Annotated in this window: 10 protein-coding genes; 3 read left to right on the top strand and 7 right to left on the bottom strand. The window is 46.1% G+C overall.

The window, feature by feature from the left end:
- Window positions 1–7 precede the first annotated feature (7 nt).
- The 3 genes from OL444_RS08270 to OL444_RS08260 form a co-directional block, all read right to left on the bottom strand.
- On the bottom strand, window positions 8–3,697 hold the full coding sequence (locus OL444_RS08270) for a SusC/RagA family TonB-linked outer membrane protein (protein ID WP_264733691.1): 3,690 nt from the start codon (window positions 3,695–3,697) through the stop codon (window positions 8–10).
- Window positions 3,698–3,808: 111 nt separating this feature from the next.
- Window positions 3,809–4,993 carry a FecR family protein gene (locus OL444_RS08265; protein WP_264733692.1) on the bottom strand — a complete coding sequence of 395 codons (1,185 nt, stop codon included), beginning with the start codon at window positions 4,991–4,993 and terminating at the stop codon, window positions 3,809–3,811.
- Between the two features lie 80 nt (window positions 4,994–5,073).
- Window positions 5,074–5,661, bottom strand: a complete 588-nt coding sequence (locus OL444_RS08260; RefSeq protein ID WP_264733693.1) for an RNA polymerase sigma-70 factor — start codon at window positions 5,659–5,661, stop codon at window positions 5,074–5,076.
- A gap of 497 nt (window positions 5,662–6,158) precedes the next feature.
- Between OL444_RS08260 and OL444_RS08255 the strand changes: the two genes are divergently transcribed.
- On the top strand, window positions 6,159–7,493 hold the full coding sequence (locus tag OL444_RS08255; RefSeq protein WP_264733694.1) for a DUF2252 domain-containing protein: 1,335 nt from the start codon (window positions 6,159–6,161) through the stop codon (window positions 7,491–7,493).
- An 83-nt stretch (window positions 7,494–7,576) separates the two neighbouring features.
- Here OL444_RS08255 and OL444_RS08250 read toward each other — a convergent pair whose 3' ends face one another.
- Window positions 7,577–8,824, bottom strand: coding sequence for a DEAD/DEAH box helicase (locus tag OL444_RS08250; RefSeq protein WP_264733695.1), 1,248 nt, complete (start codon window positions 8,822–8,824; stop codon window positions 7,577–7,579).
- A 244-nt stretch (window positions 8,825–9,068) separates the two neighbouring features.
- Entirely contained in the window at window positions 9,069–9,470 is a 402-nt protein-coding gene (locus OL444_RS08245) for a c-type cytochrome (protein ID WP_264733696.1), read from the bottom strand.
- Window positions 9,471–9,622: 152 nt separating this feature from the next.
- Here OL444_RS08245 and OL444_RS08240 point away from each other — a divergent pair, with 152 nt between their 5' ends.
- Window positions 9,623–10,459 (top strand): methylated-DNA--[protein]-cysteine S-methyltransferase, encoded by an 837-nt coding sequence (locus OL444_RS08240; protein ID WP_264733697.1) that lies wholly within the window; start codon window positions 9,623–9,625, stop codon window positions 10,457–10,459.
- A 163-nt stretch (window positions 10,460–10,622) separates the two neighbouring features.
- On the opposite strand, the gene OL444_RS08235 is transcribed toward OL444_RS08240, so the two are convergent.
- Both OL444_RS08235 and OL444_RS08230 read right to left on the bottom strand, forming a co-directional pair.
- Window positions 10,623–12,095, bottom strand: coding sequence for a RagB/SusD family nutrient uptake outer membrane protein (locus OL444_RS08235; protein WP_264733698.1), 1,473 nt, complete (start codon window positions 12,093–12,095; stop codon window positions 10,623–10,625).
- Window positions 12,096–12,106: 11 nt separating this feature from the next.
- On the bottom strand, window positions 12,107–15,217 hold the full coding sequence (locus tag OL444_RS08230) for a SusC/RagA family TonB-linked outer membrane protein (RefSeq protein ID WP_264733699.1): 3,111 nt from the start codon (window positions 15,215–15,217) through the stop codon (window positions 12,107–12,109).
- A 237-nt stretch (window positions 15,218–15,454) separates the two neighbouring features.
- Here OL444_RS08230 and OL444_RS08225 point away from each other — a divergent pair, with 237 nt between their 5' ends.
- Window positions 15,455–15,859: an SRPBCC domain-containing protein gene (locus OL444_RS08225; protein ID WP_264733700.1), complete on the top strand. Its 405-nt coding sequence runs from the start codon at window positions 15,455–15,457 to the stop codon at window positions 15,857–15,859.
- Window positions 15,860–15,894: the final 35 nt, after the last annotated feature.

The raw sequence follows: 15,894 nt of genomic DNA, 5'->3' as shown, positions 1-15,894 counted from the left end.
TAACGGGTTAGAGATTGATATTCACAGACAGGGCATAGTTGCGCGAAAATGGAACGGCACCCGTAATCACCGGATTAAACGGATTATTACTTTGCAGGGATTCCGGATTCTGACCGCCAGTTAAACCATTGTAGAGGTATACAATGTTACGGGCAGTAAATCTTACGCCGGCGCCTTTCATCCGTATTTTGCTGATCACATTTTTAGGTACCTGGTAACCCAATGTAATTTCCCGCAGCATCAGCCAGGAGATTTTAGTCGCGGATCCATTGTCCAGATTACTACTCCAGCCAAAAGTATTGATGTAGTAAGAACCTGCTTTCCAGGATTCTATCAGTCCTTTATCATAGGCTTCGCGGAATGTCATACCACCGATATCTTCTTTCGTTTTAGGGCTTTTTTCACCGGGGGCAAATACGGCATCCGGGATAGCGCCATCATATACGGTCTGCCCGGTATAGGAATCAATACGCGCTACGCCGCCATTTTCCTGATCCCGGTACTGCATGGTGTTTTTCAGGTTACCCCGCTGCATGCCGTAGTTGTAGGCTTCTGAATAGGCAAGTCCACCAAAGCGGCCATCCAGTTGTACATATAAGCTAAACTGTTTGTAACGGAGATTGGCATTGAAACCACCCAGAAAATCCGGTTCTACCCGTCCCATATCTACACGACGGTTCTGTGCATTGATCGGTTGCTGCAACCAGCTGTATTCCTGGAAGTCGCGTTTTACTTCCGGATCAGCGGAAGCATTACGACCACCTACCCGCAGCAAGGGGAAACCGGTTTTAGGATCATACTGCCGGTGACTGGTAGCAGTAAGCACACCAAAGGCACCACCTTCATAGGCATATACACCCGCGCCATTATAACTTTCCATCAGGGCATATTCTTTCAAACCCGGACTCAGTTCCCGCAGGGTACCGCGGTTACGGGTAAAGTTGAGTGACAGATCCAGCCGCAGGTCTTTTTTTCGTATAGGCGTTACATTTAACAATACTTCTATCCCCTGATTCTGGATATTACCTGCGTTGATCCGGGTTTTTCTATACCCGGTTTCCAGGGTACCGTCGATCGTTAAAATCTGATTGAACGTATTGGTTTTATACCAGGCAAAATCCAGGTTTACAAAATCATCCAGGAAAGATAAATTGGTTCCCAGTTCAATAGAGCGCTGTATCTCCGGTTTCAGGTTCAGGTTGGGCAATACATCCTGAATCAGCTGGGAGCCGGTCACCACCGATTTGCCATCCTGGTCCAGCACCGTACCTTGTGTAAAGGTGCCAAAAGCAGTCTGGTACGCTTCTGTACCCGATCCTACCCAGGCCACGGAAGCGCGCAGCTTACCGAAAGACAACCAGGCCGGCATCGCTTTTCTCCACATATCTGAAAATGCCCAGGATACATTCACGGAAGGATAGAACACGCCATAGTTGTTGGCTCCCACTACCCCATCCGGATAAGTCAGCGACGACAACCAATCCTGCCGGGCGGTTAACTCCAGGTTTAAATATTCTTTATAGCTCAGGTTTACGATACCACCTACACCCACTACTTTCTCGTTCGGGGTTTTGAAAGTATACTTACGGGTATTCCGGATATCATTCACAGAATTACTGAGGGTGAATACATTCGGTACAATTAATCCGCCATCTGTTCTGGCGCCGAATTCTTCTTTTTTACCGTTACCGTAATATTCATTCACGACACGCACATCCAGCTCCAGGTCTTTATGGAGTTTGCGGGTACCATGTATCATAAACAGGTAGTTGTACAGGCTGGAATAGTCACCACCTACTTCATAGGAACCACCGGCACCATAGGCGCCACTGCCTTTCTCCTTGTTTTCATAAAATATGCGGTAGCTGCTGAAATTCGCTTTGGTACTTACATCCAGCCAGTCTGTTACCTGTGCTTTCAGCAATACATTCGCCAGCAATGATTTTTCATTTCTGGCTTTGGTGAGATTATCGAAGCGATTGAAAGCCGTACGTACTACGTTATCATATTGTGCATACTGATAGGTTTTCATAGAGCCGTCTTCGTTACGGTAGTTCGCTTTCCAATCTGCCAGATCTGTATTACGCGGCACGGAATAATAGGTCAGGAAACCCAGGTTCTGACCGGAATCCCAGAAATAACGGCCTTGCCCGTAAGGATTCAGCACATCTGTAATCGCATAGCTGGCGCCGGCTTCTACAGAAAATACCTTATTGATTTTTCCGGTGGTTCTGAAATCAAAGTTGTTACGGCCTAACCGGTTATTGGGTAAGGTACCATCATTGCGCAGATTGGAATAGGAAAACCGGTAGGTTACCTGCTCATTACCCCCACTCAGGGCCACGTTATTATTGATATATCTGCCGTTCTGGAAGAAAGTCTTCCAGTTGTTGGGCTGTGGGCTGTACGGTACCATTTTGGTGGCATCATGTATCGATGGGTGCATGCTACCATCCATCTTCGGACCAAAGCTAAAGGAAGTACTCACCTGGGAGCCATCGGGTTTGAAGTTACCTTCCCGGATGGCAATAGCACCACTACCATACACATTTTGCAAAGGCAATCCGTTTTCATAGATGACCTGTGTCTGGTAGGTAGAGTTATAACTTACTCCCAATCCTTGTCCGGCTTTTCCTTTTTTGGTGGTGATAACAATCGCTCCATTGGCGCCCCTGGAACCATACAGTGAAGTAGCGGCAGCACCTTTCAGTACCGTCATGGATTCGTAGTCGTCCGGGTTCAGGTTTTTCAGCTGAGAGCCTTCATCTATCTGATCACCTGTTACCTGGTTGTTCATTAATACCATACCATCTATCACGAAAATAGGCTGGTTATTTTTTGTCAGGGATTTAGCACCACGGATGATGATGCTGGGCGATGTTTGTACACCGGCAGCGCCCATCACATTGATGTTTACACCGGCTACCTTTCCCTGCAGGGCGGTAATAGGTGATACGTTGTTGGCATTGCGGATCTCATCGATATTCACCGTAGACACAGCATATCCCAGCTTACGGTCTTTTTTGGTGATACCCAATGCGGTGACCACTATATTGCCCAACTCATTGCTGGCCATCTTCATCACAATATGCCGGATATCATCTTTACCTACGGTTAGTTCTGTTTGCTGAAAACCGATAAAAGTAAACACCAGTACTTCGCCCGGCTCTGCTACCAGGGAATACTCCCCGTTTGCGTTGGTGGTGGTACCTTTATTGGTACCTTTTACGCGTACAGAAACGCCTTGCAATACATTTTGATCCGCATCTTTTACCACGCCTTTTACGGGTGCAGGTGGCGGTGTACTGATCCTTGTTTCAGGACTGGCAGCCTCCTGTTCTTTTTGTTTTACTACTACCGTATTCCCTACAATAGCATAGGTGAGTGGCTGGTTTTTAAAGCAAAGGTCCAATACCTTTTCCAGTGGCGCATCTTTTACCTGGATGTTGACTGCAGCAGCTTGCTGTATCCAGGACTCATCAAAGAAAAAGGAATAACCCGTTTGTTTTTTGATGGCACGGAACACCTTACCCAGCCGTGCATTTTTTTCAGTGAGGGTTACCTTCTGTGAATAGCCGGTAGCGCTAATCTGTAAACAGGTAACCAAAAGCAGAATGGCTGTTAACTTCATAAACAGGAACGTTTTAGGAAGTACCCGACGGCTGAAATACCAGGCGGTACGTAGAATTTTTTCCATACTTTAGTAGTGGTTTTGGTTGAGTAATAGGCAATTCGTTCCTACAAATTGTTATGATTAGTATATACCAGAACTGTCCGCCGCTCTGACTCTCACCTCAGAGCGGTTTTTTTATGGTAATACGACGATCCTTTTTTCTTCTATTCTGAAATGTATTTTACTTTCTTCCAGGATTTTTAATACCTGCGATACCGGATTATTCCGGGATATCTCACCGCCGAAGCGCCGGTTAGGAATGCGTCCTTCGTAAACGATATCTACATCGTACCACCGGGCGATTTGCCGCATCACAGCGGGGAGGTCGGTCTGATCAAAAGAGAAGTAACCATTTTTCCAGGCCATCACGCTTTCAGTATCTATGTCCTGGTGTATAGTCAGGTGCTGCGATGGCTGCAGCTGTGCCTGTTCACCAGGTCGCAGCAGGGCTGCTGTTCCGCCACCGGAAACCGCTACGCTTCCTTCCAGCAGGGTGGTGGTAATCTGCTTTTCGTCCGTATAGGCATTGACGTTAAAATGAGTACCCAGTACTTTAATATCCATGCCATTGGCATGTACGGTAAAAGGGATGCGCTTTCCATGGCGATACAGGGGGGCTATTTCAAAATAGGCCTCCCCGGTAAGATATACCTTCCTGTCGGCGCCGGAAAAAGTGATGGGGTAACGAACAGCAGATGCGGCATTCAGCCAGATGCGGCTACCATCATCCAGGATCAGTTGAAACAGTTTACTTCTGGGTGTGGTAATGGTATTATATAAAGATTGTTCGTGGTGCTTCCCGGTAGTATTATAGGTAATATGTCCCTGCCGGTTGGTAACACGGGTAGTGCCCTGTACGGCCAGTAATCCGTTGCCGGCGCTGTCCAGCCGGATCTGTTCTCCGTTGGCCAATGTCAATATACCACCTACCGTTCCCGGCGCCAGGTCATACGGTTGTACAGCTACCTGCGCAACCGGCTGCGGCGCCGTTTTTTTAATAAAGAAAATATAGCTGCCTGCACTTACCAGCAGTAAAATGATAGCTGCCGCCAGCCATTTAAATGGCTGTTGTATACCTTTCCTTACCGGCATTTCCGGAACCGCCGCCATCATGGCTGTAAATTTTGTATCCCAGTCTCTGTCTGCCGGTACAGCAGCTGCTGCTGCTTTCCACTGCTCTTCCAATGCGGCCGTCAGCAACTCCGGCTGTTCATCTGCCGCCACTTTCTGCAACAGTATTTCCAGCTCGGATTTGGAAATCCGGTTGTTCAGGTACTGTGTGACCAGGTATTGCCATGAATATGCGGCTTCATTGTCCATAAATCATCTGCTGTAAAAAGCGGCTCCTGATAATAAGACGAATAAAAAAGGAGGCATAACTAATGCGCAGGAAAAAAAATTTAAAATTTTCCGATGAGTAGTAAAACGATGGCGAGATCCATTTCTTTGGCGAGATAATTACGGATAAAGCGCTGTGCCAGTACCAGGTGATTGTTCACGGTAGCGCGGGATATATGCAGTTGCTGGGCGATCTGATCGTGGGTCAGCTCCTGTTCCCGGCTCAGACGGTATACTTTCTTGCATTGTGGTGGCAGCAACGAGATCGCCGCCCTGATTTTTGTTTCATATTCACGGGTAATCACCAGGGAATCCGCACCATCGGCGGCCGCCTGTTCGGTGACCTCTTCCAATAAGGTTTTCAGCTGCGGGTCCCTGGCTGCAGCCCGTAGAAAATCGACAGATTTGTTATGCGCGATACGAAAAAGAAAAGCATCAAAATTATGTACCTGTGCCATGAGTTCCCGCCCGGTCCATATTTTCATAAATACGTCCAGTACCAGTTCTTCTGCCACCTGTTCTGATTTGATAAAACGGGAAATATAATAGAACAACCGGCCGCGATACTGATCAAATAAAGCTTTGAAAGCTTTTTCATTCCCTGCTGCTATTTCCTGCAGGTTCACCTGTTGCGAATGTACTTGTTGCACTGGCTAATAATATCTGATAAAAACATGCATCCGGATACAACACTTACCTGTGTGTACCACTTAAAAAAAGTGCAATGACCGTTATATATTAATTCTTAAAACTGACTACTCTCTGGCAATGAAAAATCCTTTTGGCTGATTTAGTTAAACGTTTTAGTTCTACGATTCAAACGTAGAATAAATAAATTACTTTTCCAAAAAACAGTCCCGGATCAGGCATAAAAGAAGCACCAACTAACGTAAAATAAGCTGCTGATATGGCCGGCGGTATTTCCGACAGGCATGCAGCTGGCCTGCGGGGAATGATGGTGTAATCTGTGCTACCTTGTGTCCGTCAGACACGCCGGAAAAGGTAGTATGCCTGCAGTAATGAAATACTGCTGCATTCCGTTATAAAAACGGGATCCAATAGAAAGGGCCTGCTTTTTTATCATCCAATGTGTTGAACAAGATACCCTGCCGGAACGTTTTTAACAGAAAAACTAATACCAGACTGTATGTCCGATCCTAAAGAAAATGCCGGAAAAAAATTGAGAGATCAGGTTCCCCGTACCTCCCAGGGGTTGTGTAAATTATCGCCCAAACGCCCTTCTGCATTGAGTATTATTGAAGCTGGCAATATTGACCGGGTAACCAACCTGATTCCGATCCGGCATGGCAGGATGAGTGTGTCCCCGTTTGCCTTCTACCGCGGTACTGCAGCCGTGATGGCACAGGATCTCGCTTTCCTGCCACATACTGCTTTGGAAGTACAGGCTACCGGTGATTGCCACCTGATGAATTTCGGCGGATTTGCCACACCGGAACGTACCCTGATATTTGATGTAAACGACTTTGATGAAACATTACCGGCACCCTGGGAATGGGATATAAAACGACTGGCCACCAGCTTTGTCCTGGCTGCCCGCAATAATCAGCTGAAAGATACTGATGCAGAAGATATGGCCGTGCGTGTAGCTGCTTCCTATCGGAAAAGCCTATACGAATTTTCACAGCTAAACAAACTGGATCTGTGGTATATGAAATTCGAAATGCATCACCTGATGGAACAGGCAGCCAATGATAAGGTGAAGCAGCTCCTGAAAACGGCTATAGATAAAGCAGAAAAAAGTACGCAGCAAAAAATATTTTACAAAACCACCCGGAATGAATCAGGCAGTTTTGAAATAGCCGATCAGCCACCGTTGATTTATCATCCCCTGCATGTAGCGCAGGAGAAAGATAAAATCAGGTCTTTTATGGAACAGTATATGCGTACGCTGCAGGACGACAGGCGTTTCCTGGTAAGCCAATATGAGGTAATCGATGTGGCCCTTAAAGTGGTAGGTGTGGGCAGCGTAGGTACGCGATGCCTCATCGCACTGCTGATGAATAACAAAGACGAGCCGCTGTTTCTCCAGGTAAAGGAAGCCAGAAAAAGTGTGCTGGAAGCTTTTATGCATCCCAGCCAATATGCCCATTGTGGTGAAAGAATTGTACAGGGGCAACGCCTCGTACAGGCTGCCAGCGACATATTCCTCGGATGGAGTACCGGTGATGATAACCGCCATTATTACGTCCGGCAGCTGAGAGACCGGAAAATAGCACCTGACGTGGAAAGTTTTGATAAAGAGATACTGGGTGCCTATGCAGACCTATGCGGCCGGGTGCTGGCAAGAGCCCACGCCAAAACCGGCGACGCTGCTACCATCAGTAATTATATGGGAAAAAGTGAAGTATTGGAAGGAGCCATCGGTGTATTTGCAGTCGCCTATGCCAATCAAACGGAGAAAGACTACCAGGCATTCAAAAAGGCGATTAAAGCAGGGAAAATACCTGTGGAGATGAGCTGAGGAATTTTGATTTTGAGATATTGTTTTTGCGGAGCATATAATAGCAACATCTCAAAATCAAAAATCTATGATAATGGAGGAGATTAAAAATCGATCCGGTCTCTTTTATCCATCTTACCTCTTCTGTTCTTCGGCTTCGGCCTTCTTGGCTCTGCTTTCGGCATCTCAGGATCGGCCCGGTTAGCTTCAATTAATGCTGCTTCTTCAAAAGGATGACTAACGGCCGGAATGGTTTGTTTAATCAGTTTATTGATGCTATGCAGAAAAGGTCTTTCTTCCGTATCGCAGAATGACAACGCAAATCCTGCCGCACCCGCTCTACCGGTTCTGCCTATACGATGTACATACGTTTCAGACACATTCGGCAAATCGTAGTTGATCACATGTTCCAGCGCATCTACGTCAATACCTCTCGCAGCAATATCGGTAGCTACCAATACCCGCAGGCGGCCATTCTTAAAGTTGGTGAGGGTATGCTGACGGGAAGCCTGTGATTTATCACCATGCAATGCATCAGCATCAATATTACGCTTACGGAGATTTTTGGCAATCCTGTCTGCGCCGTGTTTGGTTTGGGTAAATACAATCGTACGTTCGATGGTTTTATCTTTCAGGATAAAATCCAACAACTGCTGTTTATCTTTCTTCTTCACAAAATAAACCGATTGCTCAATTCTTTCTGCAGTAGAAGATACCGGTGTAATCGCTACTTTCTCCGGGTTATATAACAGGGAGTTCGCCAGCTTGGAAATATTCGGCGGCATGGTAGCTGAAAAGAACAGGGTCTGGCGCTGTTGCGGCAGTTCCCGTATTACTTTTTTAATATCATTGATAAAACCCATATCCAACATACGGTCCGCTTCATCCAATACAAACACTTCCAGGTGGTTCAGGTAAATATATCCCTGGTTCATCAGGTCCAGCAATCTGCCGGGCGTAGCGATCAGGACATCGGTACCATTCCGCAGGGCGATTGTCTGCCGGTGCTGAGGTACACCACCAAAGATAACGTCATGCTTGAGACCGGTATATTTACCATAAGCGGCAAAACTTTCATCGATCTGTACCGCCAGTTCCCTGGTTGGCGTAAGGATGAGTGTACGGATATGTTTGTATCCCTGTACGGTTGGTTTGGTTTTGTATAAAGTCTGTAAGATGGGGATAGCGAAAGCGGCTGTCTTTCCGGTGCCTGTCTGTGCACATCCCAGGAGGTCTTTCCCTTCCAATACGATAGGAATAGCTTTTAATTGTATGGGAGTTGGTGTTGTATAGCCTTCAGCTTTAATCGCTTTTAATATGGGCTCAATAAGCCCTAATTGCTCAAATAACATGTTAATATTTCTGATCGGTAATAAAAAAATAACGCTGCTTCATCTTAGCGTTATCACAATTGAGGAGAGCAGTAAAGAAAAGATTTTCCGGACTGGAGAGAATGAATATTTCTGTGCTTTATGCTTTTAACTCAACAGACGCTTACAAAGGTACTGTTTTTAGACGAGCAATCTGTCAAATTAGTAAAAAAGCATATAATATAGGTAACAACCCAATGGCAGTGCCATTGGGCTGCGGTGGGAACTACTTCGCTTCCGGTACGTCCGGCTTGCTTTTCGGCGTTTCATTACCGTGATGGCAGGAATAACAGGTAATCGTCATGGTTTCACTTTCCCGGAAGAATTTCCGGTTAATACGCCGGGTCATCCGCATCATATCGCGGGCTACGTCCTTATGCGGATTGGCATCACTGGCAAAATCCAGCTTTTTGGCGTCCTCCTTTTGCTGGGCATGGCAGAAACCACACTTAACTCCCAGTGCGGTATTAAATCCGCGCATAACAGTCATCAGCTCTTCATGAGGGATGTTTTTAGGCAATACTTTCAGGTTGGCCGGCCCTTCTTTTGCTGCGGGCAGGGATAATGAACAAAGGCTGCCGGCAACGACAAATGCTGCCGCTACGGCAAAGGTGTTTTTGATTCTCATGACGTGTATTTTGTTATAATGCTTCCTTATCATCGTTAAGCTACAAAAAAGAATCTTTATATCTATACAACCGCACTGCAACAATTGCGCAATTACCGGGTTTTTTACCGACTTTCACGGTGGTACTTTTGTAGTAAATAAACAATGAAGCCATGAACAATTACGATAAAATTGCCACGGCAATAGACTACATCAGCAACAATTTCAGGGAACAGCCAGACCTGCAGCAAATGGCCGCGGCAGCACATATGAGCCCTTTTCATTTTCAACGGGTATTTGCCGAATGGGCCGGCGTAACGCCCAAAAAGTTTCTGCAGTACCTGACACTAACCCATGCCAAAAACATCCTGAAAGACACCAAGGCCACCGTATTTGATGCTGCTTTTGAAACCGGCCTTTCGGGTACAGGGCGCCTCCACGACCTGTTTATTAACATCGAAAGCATGACACCCGGTGAATTTAAAAATGGCGGCAAAGCACTGCACATCAACTACAGTTTTGCAGAAAGTCCGTTCGGCAATATCCTCGTGGCATCTACCCCTAAAGGCATCTGCCACATGGCTTTTGCCGACAACCGGGAGGCCGCACTGGCAGCGCTGACGGCACAGTTTCCGAATGCCACTTTTACCCAGATGGTAGACCTCATCCAGCAAAACACGCTGTATATCTTTACGCAGGACTGGAGCCGGCTGTCAGACATTAAACTGCACCTGAAAGGCACTGCCTTTCAGCTCAAGGTATGGGAAGCCCTGCTGAAAATACCGATGGGGAATTTAACGACCTATTCCGACCTGGCCCGGCGCATCGATCATCCCAATGCATCCAGGGCAGTAGGCACCGCCGTAGGTCAGAATCCGGTCGCCTTCCTGATACCCTGCCACAGGGTTATCAAAGCCACGGGTGAGTTGGGCCAGTATCACTGGGGCAGCATCCGTAAAACAGCGATGGTAGGTTGGGAAGCGGCTAAAACAAATCCGAATGAATACTAACGGCAGGGATATACGAAAATAAATCAGGCAGCAACCTGCCGGTTCCGGACATAAAAAAGGGGGCCGCCCACTCGTGAAGGACAGCCCCGTATTTGCTTATGAAAAGGACCGGCACTAAAAAGTGCCTGCCGGTTTACCAAAAGGATGAAAGTTTAGCAGATAATTAGTTATTATCTACACATAATTTGTTGTACACCAGCTCTGACGAAGCAATTGGCCAGATGTACTTGGGTGACGCAGGCAATACCGAAGGCACAATTCCACCACCTTTGCCCGGAAATGTAATACCGAGGCGGGTGATTTCTGAACTTCTGAATCCTTCTCCTAATAATTCAATACGTTTTTCATGTAAAATAGCTTCCAGCAATTTGGCACTGCTGGTAAAATCAGCTGCTGTATAGGTAATGGTAGCATCGGAACGATTCCGTACAGCACTCAGCAACGCCACCGCCTGCGGATCTACACTGTTAGTCTGCCGCACTCTTGCTTCCGCCAGGTTTAACAGTACTTCTGCATAACGGATAATAGGCGCCCAGTCTGTAAACGGACTACCAGCCGCGTATTTATTCAGGAAATACTTCGGTTGTACACCAGCTCCCTGTGGTACCACCTCCAGTAATTTACGACGCGCATCTGTACCGGATTTCCAACCGGAATCGGCCAGGATACCATCTTCATCCAGTGAATATTCGCCATTACCTTTATCAAAGGCATAGTAATATCCCAGCTGGGTTTGGGTAGCCGGGGCATCGCCCGGACCTGCAGAAAACGGCAAAGAGAAAATAGATTCATTGGTAGTATACGGACGGGCGAAAATCTTGTTGACTTCCGGCTCCAGCTTGTGACCACCGGGAGAAGTAAACGGCGCATTGACAGATACCAGTTTCGCCGCACTGGCAATCACTTTATCATATTGTTTCAGGTGCAGGTAGACCCTCGTTTTTAACGCGGCTACCGTATAGGCATTGGCGCGGGTAACGGCATTCACCGAACCTGCATTTTCTTTAGGCAACGCAGCTTCTGCATCATCCAGGTCTTTCAGAATCAGGGCATACGTTTCCTTTACTGTACTCCGCGCTTTGGCATAATCGCCCAGCAGGGTATGACCTTCTGTGTACAATATCAGACCCAGTTTACTGCCATCGCCATCCCAGTAAGGACGGGCGTATAACTGTAACAGCGAGAAGTAACTCAATGCCCTTACAAACTTCGCTTCTCCTTCATATTGTTTCGCCAGTTCATCTCCCACTACTTTATTGCCAGTAGCCTTCATCGCCTCCATAAACACATTCGCATTGTTGATGGTTTTATATCCCTGGGTCCATATTTCCTGTACCTCCTGCGCTTCTCCGGTAGGCAGCATTCTCCACGACAGATTAAAGGTGACACTATTACTTCCCTCATTAAAAAAATCTTCGCCCCTTACATCATTCGCGATTTCAACTTTCCCTCCCAGGAATCGGCCGTCTTTCAGCACCGCATATAAACCTCTTGCCTGGTTAGCAATCCTGTCTTTTGTTTCAAAACCCAGGTAATCCGGAATATATGACTGAGGTGTAGGCTTCAGTAAATCTTTCTGGCAAGCGCCTGACATAACCGCCACCAGTCCAAGTATATATAGCTTTGTTACTTTCATGTTCGTTCAGTTTAGAAATTAAGATTAACACCCACAGTAAACGTGCGGCCATTCGCCAGTGTATTACGGTCTACACCCTGACCGGATGCATTGTTACCGTTTGATGATACTTCCGGATCCGGACCAGGATACTTCGTCCATACAGCCAGGTTCTGTCCTCTTACATACACGCGGGCCCCCGCCAGATGTGCAGCAGCAGCCACTTTGGAAGGAACGGTATAAGTTAATCCCACGCTGCGCAGTTTCAGAAAATCGCCTTTGAATACATTGGAAGAAAGCGCCATGGTAGAACCATTGGATACGTTATCACCAAAAACAACTTTAGGAATATCTGTTACATCTCCCTGTTTCTGCCATCTGTTCAACACCTCTTTGCTGTTATTCCAGAAACGCTGATCCAGCAAGCCGGCATTACTACCATAGTACACATAAAAACCAGTCTGATAGGTGAGCAGTACATTCAGTTCAAATGCCTTGTAACGGAAAGTGTTTTCAAAACCACCCAATACTTTCGGGTTGGTGTTTTTATAGGCAACGGCATCCTTTACACCCACTGCAGGAGCTGGTTTGCCATCTGCATAGGTATAGCTGCCATTCACAGGATCGTAGTATACATTTTCTCCGGCTTTATTCACAAAGATCCGGCGGCCTGTTGCAGGATCTACGCCATTGGTACGCACAGCCATAATCATACTGGCAGGATACCCTACCTGGTTTACACTGGTTTGTTCCAGGGTACCTGTGGAAAACGGAATCAGATTATCTGCACCGAGGTTGGTTACTTCATTCTTGTTGAAAGCAATATTGAAAGAGGTATTCCAGCTAAAATCTTTTTTATCGATGGCAACTGCATTTACTGCAAATTCCACCCCTCTGTTATACATTCTACCGATGTTGGTAGGAATGGTAGTGGGTAAACCTGCTGATGGCGCTTGTTTTACATACAAAATCAAACCATCAATATTATTATAGTAATAAGATAATTCACCCGTAATTCTGTTGTTCAATAATCCGTAAGAAAAACCGATATCTGTTTTCTTACTGGTTTCCCAGTTCAACAACGGATTACCTGCCTGACCATAGTAAAGGGCAGAAGTATTTTCTCCGTACATCGTCGGATAATACAATGACAAGGCATCGAAATCACCCAGGCCAGCGGCGTTACCCACCTGACCATAACTACCTCTCAGCTTAAAGCTGCTGAAAATGCGGCCCAGCGCACCATCCGCCCAGAAGTTTTCCCGTGCGATTTCCCATCCTGCAGCAAAGCTGTAGAAAATACCTTTCTTTTTATCAGGACCAAATGCAGAATACTGATCTTGTCTGACGTTGGCATTCAGGTAATATTTATCCTGGTAACTATAGTTGGCACGGGCAAAAGCAGACAACAAATAGTTTTCGGAACGCAGCATACCACTGGACACATCCCGTTGCCAGCCACCGGCACCATTATTAAAATAGTTGTCGGACTGACCTTGCCGGTCAATACCATATCTGTGGCGGGTATCCCGTTGCTGCTCATTACCCAGCAACAACGTCACGCGGTGTTTGCCAAAGGCATGTTCCAGCTGTGCGGTATTCGTCCACACCCATCTTTTATATTGCAGGAAAGTTTCGGTAGATTCTCCATTCGACGTTTGTGCGTCACCGTGAAGGTTGTTGGCATATACATCGTTATTCAGTGTCAGGTAATCGATACCATACTGCGTACGTAAGGTGAGCCATTCCCAGGGCCTTACCTGCAGGTATATATTTCCCTGTGCGTGATTACCTTCTGTATTGGAATGGTCCAGATCCAGCAATACCTGCGGATTGTATAAACCGGTACGTACCCCATTTTTACCACCGGCAATGTAAGTACTACCTATATTATAAGAACCATCATTATTAAAGGGTGCTACAATAGGAGAAGTCACAAAGGCCAGACGGGCCAGCCCGCCGGAGTTAAAGGCCTCTCCTTCCAGGGATCCGGAAGAACTGGAGATCCGGCTTAATTCATTGGAATAAGCCAGCTTGGCGCCTATACTCACGATCTTTCCCAATTTCTGATCAAGATTAAACAACAGGTTTTTACGGCTGAAATCATTTCTTTTCAGAATCCCTTCCTGTCTGGTATATCCGGCAGATAAATAATAGCTGGTATTTTCCGTACCACCGGAAACATTCACGCTATGACTCTGCGATACCGCCCGTTTACGATATACCACATCAAACCAATCGGTATCAATGGTATCTCCTTTCGCATCTGTATTTAATTCATACACCGGTTTTCTTTTGGCATTCACCAGTGCTTCATTTTTAAGCGCTATATACTCACGCGCGTTCAGCATTTTCGGTAAACGTGTAGGACTGGTCAGACCCACCCATCCATCATAAGATACTTTCAGGCGACCGGCCTTTCCTTTTTTGGTAGTCACCAATACCACACCATTGGCAGCACGGCTACCATAGATCGCAGTAGCAGAAGCATCTTTCAATACATCAATGGATTCAATATCTGCAGGATTGAGACTGGCCAGCGGGTTAAACGGCGCATTGGAAGAACCGGCATCACCGGAAAAAGTTGGTACTCCATCAATTACAATCAACGGATAGGCGCTCATAGATATGGAGTTACTACCCCGTACCCGGAATACCGGCGGATTGTTGACAACCCCGTTTGGCACTGTGATCTGCACACCAGCTGCTCTTCCGCCCAAACCCGCATCAAAGCTGGGAACGGGCAACTGTGCAACAGCCGTTCCTTTTACAGAAGCAATGTTGGCCGTTACATCTTTTTTACGCTGGGTACCATAACCTACTACTACTACCTCTGATATGGCTTTGGTATCAGCGGTCAGTTTAATACTTCCCATATCATTACCTTTTACCGGTAATGACTGGGCTTCATAACCCACAAAAGAGATTTTTAATGTTTTAATATCATTAGGTACGGATAAAGAAAACTCACCTTTAGTATTGGTAACGGTACCCGTTTTTCCACCGGGTAAACTAACAGACACGCCTGGTAATGCATTCCCGGCTTCATCCGTGACTTTTCCTTTAATAGTGTGCTGGTTTTGTGCCAGCAGTGAAGATGCCAATAATAGCATGCTGGCTACCACGAGTAGTAGTTTCCTCATTTGAATTCAGATTTTGGTTGTTTATATAATATAAAAAAACAGTCGGCTATCCGGTCATTATTTTTTTATAGGTGACTAAATATAAAAAAAATATTTTCCATTTTACAGATATTACAGATATGTTTTTGTTTTTAAATAGATAGCCAAATAAATATTTAAATAAAAGGATTTATTATCAACGGGTTACATATTTTACAGTCGTCGATTTTTTTTTATCTTAGATAAAAAAAAGTGACTTTGGAAAAACAAACAGGCCATACGGCAACACAAGGTTGGGAAATTGGTGTTCGCCGGACTTTCCCTTTATCTCCTGATCAGGCCTGGGAACTGCTTTTCAGCCAACCTGTACTCGGGTATTGGCTGGATAACAAGGCAAACCTTGCTTTCCAGAAAGGCGATACCTACACTACTGCCGCCGGCATCACCATCACCGTATCCAGCTGCACCATCCCTAAAGTTATCAGGATAAAGTGGCATAACCCCGCAGAGGAAAATACCTCCACCCTGCAGATCAGGGTTATTCCGGCAAAAGAAAAAGCTACCATCAGTTTTCATCACGAATGGCTTAAAGATGCCACGGCAAGAGTAACCATGCAGGCATACTGGCGCCAGGTACTGGATCAGATAGATCAACTGTTGTAAAACAATTTCCGGGCATACCTGTTGTTCATATGACT

Source organism: Chitinophaga nivalis, assembly GCF_025989125.1.
Lineage (GTDB): Bacteria > Bacteroidota > Bacteroidia > Chitinophagales > Chitinophagaceae > Chitinophaga > Chitinophaga nivalis.
Note: the sequence above shows the minus strand (reverse complement) of the source record. Positions and strands in the feature narration are given on the sequence as shown.